The 10,168-nt window shown below is 70.2% G+C and carries 9 protein-coding genes and 1 pseudogene; 5 read left to right on the top strand and 5 right to left on the bottom strand.

The window, feature by feature from the left end; genetic code table 11:
- Positions 1–98: 98 nt before the first annotated feature.
- The 5 genes from ABZ646_RS30805 to ABZ646_RS30785 all read right to left on the bottom strand — a co-directional run bounded on the left by ABZ646_RS30805 (position 99) and on the right by ABZ646_RS30785 (position 7,030).
- Positions 99–1,196, bottom strand: a complete 1,098-nt coding sequence (locus ABZ646_RS30805; protein WP_360525945.1) for an ABC transporter permease — start codon at positions 1,194–1,196, stop codon at positions 99–101.
- Positions 1,193–2,716, bottom strand: coding sequence for a sugar ABC transporter ATP-binding protein (locus ABZ646_RS30800; protein ID WP_360525942.1), 1,524 nt, complete (start codon positions 2,714–2,716; stop codon positions 1,193–1,195). The genes ABZ646_RS30805 and ABZ646_RS30800 overlap by 4 nt, the downstream gene beginning before the upstream one ends.
- A 5-nt stretch (positions 2,717–2,721) precedes the next feature.
- The gene (locus ABZ646_RS30795) at positions 2,722–4,374 is read right to left on the bottom strand and encodes a GMC family oxidoreductase N-terminal domain-containing protein (protein ID WP_360525939.1); all 1,653 of its coding nucleotides are present in this window, start codon (positions 4,372–4,374) and stop codon (positions 2,722–2,724) included.
- A 295-nt stretch (positions 4,375–4,669) separates the two neighbouring features.
- Positions 4,670–5,818: a substrate-binding domain-containing protein gene (locus ABZ646_RS30790; RefSeq protein ID WP_360525936.1), complete on the bottom strand. Its 1,149-nt coding sequence runs from the start codon at positions 5,816–5,818 to the stop codon at positions 4,670–4,672.
- A gap of 171 nt (positions 5,819–5,989) precedes the next feature.
- Positions 5,990–7,030: an NAD(P)-dependent alcohol dehydrogenase gene (locus ABZ646_RS30785; RefSeq protein WP_360525933.1), complete on the bottom strand. Its 1,041-nt coding sequence runs from the start codon at positions 7,028–7,030 to the stop codon at positions 5,990–5,992.
- Between the two features lie 108 nt (positions 7,031–7,138).
- Here ABZ646_RS30785 and ABZ646_RS30780 point away from each other — a divergent pair, with 108 nt between their 5' ends.
- The 5 genes and pseudogenes from ABZ646_RS30780 to ABZ646_RS30760 all read left to right on the top strand — a co-directional run.
- Positions 7,139–7,939 (top strand): SDR family NAD(P)-dependent oxidoreductase, encoded by an 801-nt coding sequence (locus ABZ646_RS30780; RefSeq protein ID WP_360525930.1) that lies wholly within the window; start codon positions 7,139–7,141, stop codon positions 7,937–7,939.
- A gap of 279 nt (positions 7,940–8,218) precedes the next feature.
- Positions 8,219–8,350, top strand: a complete 132-nt coding sequence (locus ABZ646_RS30775; RefSeq protein WP_360525927.1) for a hypothetical protein — start codon at positions 8,219–8,221, stop codon at positions 8,348–8,350.
- A 93-nt stretch (positions 8,351–8,443) separates the two neighbouring features.
- Positions 8,444–9,208 (top strand): annotated as a pseudogene (locus ABZ646_RS30770) (FAD-binding protein); the annotation flags it as partial.
- 350 nt (positions 9,209–9,558) lie between these two features.
- Entirely contained in the window at positions 9,559–9,741 is a 183-nt protein-coding gene (locus ABZ646_RS30765; protein ID WP_360525951.1) for an FAD-binding protein, read from the top strand.
- 43 nt (positions 9,742–9,784) lie between these two features.
- On the top strand, positions 9,785–10,168 hold a 384-nt coding region (locus ABZ646_RS30760), incomplete at its 3' end, for an aldehyde dehydrogenase family protein (RefSeq protein WP_360525948.1).

Genomic DNA, 10,168 nt, shown 5'->3' with positions numbered 1-10,168 from the left:
GAAGCGCAACAGCGGACCTTGCCGATCGTCAGGATTGGCGGGTACGGAAATCCGCGCCCGCCACCCCGGCCGCGCACCCTGATCGCGGCGGCGATGACTCAGGTGGCCTCCTTGCGCGGTGCGCGGCGGAGGGGCAGGCGGGTGCGGAGGCCCAGCCGTCCGCCGGTCACGACCAGGGCGACGATCAGGACGACACCGGTGAACAGGCTGGGGGCCCATTGGGCGGAGGTCGCGAGGCCGAGGCCCACTGTGCCGGTGCCCAGCAGGAGGACTGCGATGACCGTGCCCCAGGAGTTGAAGCGGCCCGCGCGGAGCTGGGTCGCGCCGACGAAGGCGGCGGCGTACGACGACAGCAGATAGGGTGTCCCGGCCTCGGGAGAGCCCGAGCCGATCTGCGAGGCGAAGACGACGCCCGCGCATCCGGCGATCGCCGAGGACGCGACGAGGGTGAGGAAGCGAAGGCGGTCGGTGGGCACGCCCTGCAGACGCGCCGCGTCCGAGTTGAAGCCCGTCGCGTACAGGCGGCGCCCGGTCGCGGTGTGCTCCAGGACAAACCACAGCGCGATCGCCACTACCAGGAGGTAGAGAACGGGGATGGTGAAGCCGCCCGCGCTCTTCTGCCCGATGCTCGCGAAGGGTTCACGCAGCAGTTTGACGCCGGTGATCGACGTGCCGTCGGTGAACATCGTGATGAACGCCTGGACGAGCGACCCGGTCGCCAGTGTGGCGATGAACGAGTCCACCCGCAGCGTCACCACGACGATTCCGTTGATCAGGCCGATCACCAGGGCGGTGCCCAGGGCGAGGGCGATCGCGCCCCCGGCGCCGATGTCCGTGGACACGATCACCTTGGCGGTGATGACTCCGGTCAGCGACATCGTGTAGGCGATCGACAGGTCGAAGACGCGCGCGGCCAGCGGCGGCACCACGCTCAACGCGACCAGGCCGGTCACCGCGTTGCTGTTGAGCACCTGCTGGAACGTCGACCAGGTGGGAAACGTGTCGGGCGCCCAGAACGAGAAGACCATGATGATCACGATCCACACGTAGACCGCGCCGATGTTCGTGAAGGACAGACCCGTAAGCGCACGGCGTCCCAGCGGGGGGCGAGTCGGCGGGGAGGCGGGTGGGGCCTCGGTCGGTTCGCCGACGGACGGGCCGGTGCCGGTGGGATCGGCGGCGGTGGTGTTCATCATTCGGTTCCTTCCATGGCATGGACGAGCGTCGGCTCGGTGATGGCCTCACCGGCGATCTCCCGTACGACCCGGCCGTCGCGCAGCACCAGGACCCGGGTGCACAGGGCGAGCAGGTCGCCCACGTCCGACGAGGAGATGATGACGCCGAGCCCTTGGGCCGCCTGCTCCTTGATCAGGTCATAGAGCTGGAGCCGGGTGGCGATGTCGACACCGGCCGTCGGCTCGCACAGCACCAGAACCTCGGGTTCGAGGGCCAGGCAGCGGGCCATGACGACCTTCTGCTGGTTGCCGCCGCTGAGTGTGGTGATCGGGGCGTCGCGGCCGGAGGTACGGATCCCGACCCGGTCCACCCAGTCGTCGACGACTGCGGCCTCGTGCCGGCCGTCGAGGATGCGCCGCCCCGTACGGAGCCGGGACAGCAACGGCAGCGTGAGGTTCTCGGCGACGCTGAAATCGGCGATCACACCGTGGGCCGCCCGGTCTCCAGGCACCAGGGGGATGCCGAGGCGGGCGGCGCGGGAGGCGTCGGACCACTCCGGCGACCGGGCGGGAGAGCGCAACTGCCCTTCTACGTCACCGGGCCAGGCGCCGGTCACGACGTAGGGCAGCACGTCGTGACCGGAACCGGCGAGCCCGGTGATACCGAGCAGTTCACCGCGGGCAAGGGAGAACCCGAGCCCCCGGAGCGGACCGCCGGTCAACTCCCGGGCCTCCAAGGCGAGTTCGCCGGACCGTGATGTCGCCGAGACCTTCGGGCGCTCGGCTGGACGCTCCGTCGCCTCGCCGGCCATGAGGGAGGCGAGGCTCTGCGGCGTCAGCCCCTGCACGGGCCGGGTGGCGATGCGCCGGCCACCCCGGATGACGGTCACCCGGTCCGCCACCTGGAAGATCTCGTCGAGGCGGTGTGACACGTAGAGCACGCTCGCCCCGCCCCGCCGTACCTCCCGCACGATGTCCAGGAGCTTGCCGACCTCGCCCGGCGGGAGTACCGCGGTCGGTTCGTCCAGCACCAGCAGGCCCTGGTCGGCCTCCCATCCCTGGAGCGCGGCGGCGATGGCCACCACCGTGCGTTGCACGGGCGTGGCGTCCACCAGGGGGCGGCGCACGTCGATGTCCAGGCCGAACCGGTGGACGAGTTCCACGGTGCGCTGCTCCTGCTCGCGCCAGCGGATGTTGCCGAAGCGGCTGCGGGCGAAGCCCCGGCTGAGCGCCAGGTTGTCCATCGCGCTCAACTCGCCCACCAGGCCCAGCTCCTGATGGACGAATCGCAGCCGGTCGTGGTCCGAGCCGAGTTCGAAGGGCTCGCCGTCCAACTGGGCGTCGGCACCCGCATCCGCCTGGTGGTAACCGGCGAGGATCTTGATGAGGGTCGACTTCCCGGAGCCGTTGGGGCCGACCAGGGCGTGGATCTCGCCTCGCGCGATGTCCAGATCGACGTCCCGCAGCGCCTGGGTCCCGCCGAAACGCTTGGACAGTCCGGTGATGCTCAGCACCGGGCTCGTCGTCACTGTGTCCGACATTCCGATCACGACCCGCCCTGTACGGCCAGGCCCTCGACGGCGGCGATGGGGTTCGTGCGACCTGTCATGAGGTCCGCGAGCCGTTCGGCGGCGGCGATGGTCGGCAGGTTGGTGTTGGCCCGCGGCACCTCCGGGAAGACCGAGGCATCGGCGACCCACAGCCCTTCGACGCCGAGCACGCGGCCGGCCGGGTCGACCACCGCGCGCGGGTCGTCGGGCGCGCCCATGCGGCAGGTGCCGCAGATGTGGCCGGTGTCGCCGATCGTCTCCAGCAGCCACCGGTCGATGGCGGTGTCGTCCGCGAGCGCGTCGATGCCCGCGCCGGTGAGGTCGACGGCGATGTGCTCGAAGGCGGCGTCGAACGAACCGGACCGGACCAGCTCCAGGCAGCGGTGGACGCCGTCCCGCATCCGTTTGAGGTCCCCGGGGTCGTCCAGCAGGTTCTGTTCGATGACGGGGTGGACGTCCGGGTCGGGTGAGGCCAGGCGCAGTGTGCCGCGGGAGAACTCCTGGTTGGCCCACAGACAGAGCAGCCCCGGACCTCCCGAGGCGTGGCCGCCGCCCGTACCGCCCCAGGTGCCGCGGGCCCCGTCGGCCACCAGGTGCGAATCGTTCATGTCGGGCAGGGCGAGGGTCTGGTTGATCGACACGATCATCATGTCGTTCTCGCTCGCGTCCGCGAGATGGGACGAGTAGCGCAGACAGCAGTTGGTCTGCCGTTCGTCCAGGCCGGGCCGTGCCTCGGGGCGCTGGTGGAGCCAGAACAGTGCCAACGGGTGCTCCTGCATTCCCTCACCGACCGGCAGCGACGCCACAGGACCGCCCGGTCCGATCCCGGAACGCAGCAGGATCGAGGGGGAGTGCACGGCCCCGGCGCAGAGCACGATGCGCGCGGCGCGGACCTGCGTCCAGGTGCCTTCCACGCGCACCCGCACACCCACCGCGCGACCGCCCTCGACGATCACCTGATCGACCGTCGCGTCGCCCACGATCCGCAGGTTCGGCCGCTGCCGGGCGGGCTCCAGGTAGCCGTCGTTGGCGGTGACCCGGGCGCCGTCACTGGCGTTGATGCCGTAGGGCGAAACGCCGGTGCCCGTGGGCCCGTTGTGGTCATCGCACCACGGGTGGCCGATGTCCAGGGCGGCTTCGGCCAGCGCATGGTCGGCGGGTCCCCACGCTTCGCGCCCGAGCCGCTGCACCGGTATCGGCCCTTCGGCACCGTGGTGGGGCCGGTCGCCGAAGTCCGCGTCGCTCTCCATGCGGCGCAGGTACGGCAGCATCTGCTCGTACGACCAGCCGGGACAGCCGTAGGACGCCCAGCGGTCGTAGTCGTCGGGCAGCGCACGGATGGCGATCATTCCGTTCACCGACGACGAGCCGCCAAGACCCCGGCCCCGCACATGCGGGCGGCGCTCTTGAGCGTTGCTGCGCCGCGACTCCAGACCGGGCCACTGAAACGGTGCGCACGCGGTCTCGTCCAGCGCCCGCCAGCCGTTCATGCTGCGCATCTCGGGCGGGGCCTCGGCGGACCGCCAGTCCGGTCCGGCCTCCAGGAGCACGACCTCCTGGGCGGGGTCCTCGCTCAGCCGGGCGGCCAGCACGCATCCCGCGCTGCCACCACCGACGATCACCCAGTCGGCCTCGATCACCTTGGCCATCACGCGCCCACCTCCATTCGCGGGTTCTCGGGGACGGTCAGGTCCTTCTCCGGCGGGGCCGGCACCCTCCGGTGGTCGTCATCGAAGGCAGTGGGCGCGGAGCGTACGGCTGCCGCTGTTCGGCCGCTGTGGGGATGAAGGCAACGGGTGAGATCGAGCAGCTGTGTGGACATGCGGTGACTCCCATATGCGCCTCGTCGCGCGATCGGGGCGTGAGCCAAGCTGAAGTAGCTTCAGGGCTGCGAAGCGTCAGTGATGTGGTGGAAGGCTGTGGCGGGGACGTCGGGAACGGACATCAGCTCTTGCCCCACAGCTTCTTGAACTGGGCCTGGTAGTCCTCGACGAGCGGGAACTGCGTCTTCGTCGAGATCAGGTTGTCCTTGTCGATGAGCATGAACGGCAGCTGGGCGTCCTGTGTCACCTTCATCGACTGACCGCTGAAGTGCCGTGCCAGCCCGTCGGCCTGCGCCCACGCGTTCTCGATGTTGTTGAACGCGACGGCGGCCTGCGTCTGACCGGACTCGATGTACTGGTAGTTCGTGGACTCGCCGACGTTGACGATCGTGTGGACCTTGTTCTGCAGTCCGGCGGCCCGCAGTGCGGCCGGCACGCCCACGTTGAGCAGGGCGAGCGAGAAGGCGACGTGGGTGACCTTGGGGTGCGCGCGGACGTAGGAGACGACGCGGTCCGGCATGTCCTTGCCGATGGCGCTGATCGGAACGTCGACCTTGTCGTACCCGCAGCCCGCGCACCACTTCTCGTAGTCGCTGCGGAAGGTCTCGGCGACCGGCTTGAGGATGCCGAAGGCCGGCATGTCGAAGTAGACGGTGTCGGCGTCGCCTCCGCTGTCGGAGGTCACCCAGGAAGCCATGATCTTGCCTTCGACGTCCACGACGTCGGGCCCGTCGATGAGCATGCTGATGCCGTCGCCCGCGGTGTCGTCCGTGGAGGACTCGACGACGGGAATCTTCATGTCCTTGAGCTGCTTCAACTGCCTGGCGAACACGCTGCGCGGGAATCCGGAGGCGATGACCGCGTCGGGCTTGTCGCGCACCGCCTGCGTCCAGGCGGCCTGGACCGACTGCGGGGTGCCCTGGGTTGGGATCTTGTTGACACTCCATCCGAGCACCTTGGCCGCCTGGGTGAAGTAGTTCGCCAGGTCCTGGCAGGACTGCACGCCGCACAGGATGAAGTCGATCTTCTTGCCGGTCGGGACCGGCTTGCCCACCGGCTGCGTGATGCCGACGCTCGTCGGACGCTTCGAGTACTGGGCGAGGACGTCCTCGGCCGCCTTGACACCGGCGGGGTTGCCGTTGGCCGCCTTGGCCGAGCTCCCGGTGTCGGAGTTGCCGCCGCACGCCGCAAGGGCGAGGAATGCGGCGGCGGTGAACAGCGCCGTTGTGGCGCGGGTACGGCCCTTTGAGCTGGTTCTGCGACGACTCATGGCACTTCTCCTGTCGACCGGGCGACGGCTCGCACCGCGCCTTCACGCCGTACAACTTGAGTTCAGTTCAGGTGAATGTAAGCGTGTCGGGTCCGGCAGGCAACAGTCGTGCACACGATTGATCGCGTCTCTTCAATCCGAGGCAATCGGCAGAGCGGTAGGAGATATGTGTCAGCCGGGCAGCAGAACCGCTCGACCTCGCACCCTGCCCTGGCGCAGCCTGCCGAATGCCTCGGGTGCCGCCCACAGGGGGAACTGCTCCGTCTCGACGTGGAGTGAGCCCGCGCGTGCCAGGGCGATGACCTCGGTGAGTTCGGGGCGGGCGCCCCAGAACGGCAGGGAGAGCCGGAAACCCGCGGGAAGGAAGCCCGGCTTGCGTACCGTCAGCCGGCCGCCTCCGCTGCCGACCACCGCCAGTTCCCCGCCGGGGCGCAGCAGGTCGACGGCGAGGGTGAACGTCGCCTCGTTGCCGACGAAGTCGAGTACGGCGTCGACTCCCACACCGCCGGTCTCCTCCCTGAGTACCTGGGCCGTGTCCGCCCCCATCGGGACGCCGAGATGCGCGCCGGACCGCAGAGCGAGGTCTACCGCCTCCTGGCGGATGTCGACCGCCAGCACCCGGCTCGGGGTGGTCGCACGCACCATCTGGACGGCCAGGTGCCCGAGCCCGCCGACACCGATGACCAGGGCGACGGTGTCCTCGCCGAGCGCGTGCCGGACTCCGGCGAGGGCGTGATAGGACGTGAGGCCCGCATCGGAGAGCGGCGCCGCCTGCGTGGCGGGCAGGTCGCCGATCGGCACCAGGTGGCGGGCGGAGGGGGCGAGGAGGTAGTCGGCCATCCCGCCGTCCCGGCCGAGCCCGGCCCCGTGCCAGCCGAGGCCGTCCCGGCGGTCGCAGTAGTTGTCCCGACCGGCGGCACAGCGGGTGCAGTCCCCGCAGCCCCACGGGCCGTAGACCACCACGCGTTCACCCACCGCCGTTCCTTCGGCGTCGGGGCCGAGGGCCGCCACGTGACCGGCGACCTCGTGGCCGAGGGTGAACGGCGGCCGGTAGGGGAGGGCTCCCTCGGCCGCGTCGATGACATGGACGTCGGACTGGCAGAGCCCTGCGGCTTCAACCCGCACCAGTACCTCGGCCCCGCGCGGGTTCGGGCGCTCCAGCTCGGCGAGCACCGGCTCCCGTCCCCATTCAGTCAGCCGCACCGCTTTCATGCACACCGTCCCGGGTCTTGTCAGTTGGCCGACGGGACGATAACAGAGACGAAGTCGGTTCAGTAGCGATTGGTCGGCGCCGAGATGCGGCCGAGAGGGAGTGTGCGGGTGGACGGGAACGAGCGAGGGGTCCGGTTCGAGGGCAGCGTCGTCCTGGTGACGGGTGCCGCCTCCGGAATGGGGGCGGCGGTCGCCAGGCAGGTGGCCGCCGAGGGGGCGCGGGCCGTGGTCGTCGCAGACGTGAACGGCGCCGGGGCCGACGCCGTCGCCAAGGAGCTGACGGCCGGCCGTGCGCTGCCGCTCGACGTGGCGGACGCCGCCGCGGTCGACGCGGTCGTCGAGGACGTACTGCGCGAACACGGGCGGCTGGACGTCGTCGTGCATGCCGCGGGCGTCGACGACCCGGAGGCCAAGCGACTCATCGCGGACGCCCTGGTCCACGGGCGGCCTGTCGAGGTGACCGACCGGCTCGACGAAGCGGCCTGGCGGCGCGTCATGCGCGTCAACCTGGACGGCACCTTCCACGTGCTGCGGGCCGCGGTACGGGCAATGCGGCCGGTGGGGGCGGGTGCGATCGTCGTCATCGGCTCCTCCTCGGCCTTCGACACCCCGGTCGGTTATCCCCACTACGCGGCCTCCAAGGCGGGGGTGCACGCGTTGAGTCAGGCGGTAGCCAAGGAGGTCATCGCGTTCGGGATCCGGGTGAACGTGGTCGCGCCCGGTCCGACGGAGACCGGGATGGCGGCGCGCACGCCCGAGGCCCTGCGCAGAGGCTTCGCCGACCCGCGGGTGCGCCCTTATGCGACAGCCGAGGAGATCGCTGACATCGCCCTGTTCCTCGCGAGCGAGGCCTCGGTGAACCTGGTCGGTGCGGTGCTGCTGGCCAACGGCGGCCGTTTCACGGCCTGACCGGGGCGGGGTGGCCGGTGACGCGTCTCAGGGCGCCCTTTTGGCGGCCCCGGTTCTCCGTGGTCGACAGCGCTCGAATCAACTCGTGCAGGGGTATTGCCCCTCTCCGGCCCGTTGCTTACGGTTCATGAAGTGAGTTCAGTTTGTAATGCGCGGGTCTGGGTGCGAGGAGACGGTCGACGTGGATCAGTTCCTGCTCATCCTGGTGAGCGGTCTCGCCAGTGGTGCGGTGTACGGCCTGACGGGCCTCGGGCTGATGATCTTTTCGCCCGCGAGGGTATGACGATCGTCCTGCTCGAGGGCGGCATCGCGGTCCGTGGCGAACCCTCGGACCCGACCTTCCTCGCCCGGGCCGAACAGGCCTGCTTCGACGGGGAGGACGACGCCGCCGTTCCGGTCCCACAGGGCTGAGACAGCCCGGATCCCGTAGCGAGGTTCCTCTTTGCCCCTGAGGAGAGTGGCGTGCGCACAGGAGACGTGGATCTGCTGATCATCGGCGCGGGAATGCCGGGGCTGACCGCCGGTGCCCGCGCCGTCCGAAGCGGCCTGTCCGTCGCGATCGTCGAGATCGGAGCGGACGTCGGCGGCTCGGCACGCTTCGCCGGCTACGCGTGGACCGCCCCGAGCCACGAGGTCATGGACCAGCGCAATCCGCGCGGAGACCGTGAGCTGAAGCGCGCCCTGGTGGACCGCTTCGCCGACGGCGTCTTCTGGATCCGCTCCGTAGGCGTGGAGGCCAAGGACGCACAACGCGTTCTCAGCTTCGGGCGCCGGCACCAGTTCGATACCAACCACTACCTCGACACCTGTCGGCGACTGATTGTCGAAGGCGGTTGCGAGCGGCTGCTGGAGACCGACACCGAACGGCTGGCGGTGGAGCGGGGAGCCGTGGTCGGAGCGGACCTGAGACCGGCCGACGACACACTCAGCCCTGTGCGCGCCCGCACCACACTCCTCGCGACCGGCGGTTTCCAGGGCGACGCCGCCCTCCGCACCGCGCACGTGCACCCCCACGCCGACCGTATGCAGCTCCGTTCCAACCCGCACAGCCGCGGCGGCGGTTACCGTCCGGCCACCCAGGCCGGCGCGGCGACCGGTCACCACGACGCCGGTTTCTACGGCCACCTCATTCCCAGCGGCATCCCGTTCGCCGACCCGGCCGACTTCGTCGACGTGTCGCTCTGCTACAGCGAGCACGCCCTGCTCCTCGATCTGCGGGGCGAGCGGTTCGTCGACGAGACGCTGGGCGATCACGTCACGGCCATGGCGCTGCTCGACCAGCCCGAAAGCCGCGGTCTCCTGATCGCCGACGCCCGCGTCTTCCGCGACGGGGTCGTCGGCTCGTACGTCGAGGGTGCCGTCGCCGTCGACAAGTTCGCCCTCGCGAGCAAGCGAGGGGGCCGTGTCGGACTCGCTGAAGACCTCGACGAACCGGCCTCCTGCCCGACGAATGGGGCTACCAAGGCGAGACCGTACGCGACGCCGTCAAGCTGTTCACCGACCCCGCCTCGGCGGGGTCGGCGCTCTCACCCGGCCGGGAGCTGGACGCCCTGCCGCTGGACGAACCGCCGTACTACGTCATCGAGACGGCGCCCGCCCTCACCTTTCCGTTCCAGGGCGTGCGCATCGACCACCAGGCCCGCGTACTCGGCGAAGACGGCCGGCCGATCCGCGGACTTCTCGCCGCCGGATCGGACACCGGCGGGCTGTGGCACCGCGCGTACGCGGGTGGCCTCGCCTCGGCCCTCGTCTTCGGCCTCACGGCCGCGGACACCGCCACCGAACCGACCCACCGCACCTGACCCATGTCGTCCGACGACCTCACCACTCTCGCAGGAGCCAAAGATGACAACGATCGATCACAAAGCCTTCTTCATCGACGGGGCGTGGAGAGAAGCCTCGGGCACGGACCACTTCGACGTGATCTCCCCGAGGTCGGAGCAGCGCATCGGGAGCGTCCCGGCCGCCTCCAAGGAAGACATCGACGCCGCGGTCGCCGCGGCCCGGCGCGCTTTCGACGAAGGGGAGTGGCCCCGGCTCACCCCCGCGGAGCGAGCGGGCTGTCTCTCACGTCTGGCCGACGGCATCGAGAGGCGACAGACCGAGCTCGCCGAGCTGATCACCGAAGAACTCGGCTGCACGTTGTTCCTGTCGCAGGTCTACCAGGCGGTGTCGCCCGTCATGAGCTTCAACTACGCCGCCGAGATCGGCCGAAGCCTGCAGACCGCC

Origin of the sequence: Streptomyces sp. NPDC007162 (assembly GCF_040634175.1) — a bacterium.
Classification (GTDB): domain Bacteria; phylum Actinomycetota; class Actinomycetes; order Streptomycetales; family Streptomycetaceae; genus Streptomyces.
This window is presented reverse-complemented; position numbering and strand designations above follow the sequence as displayed.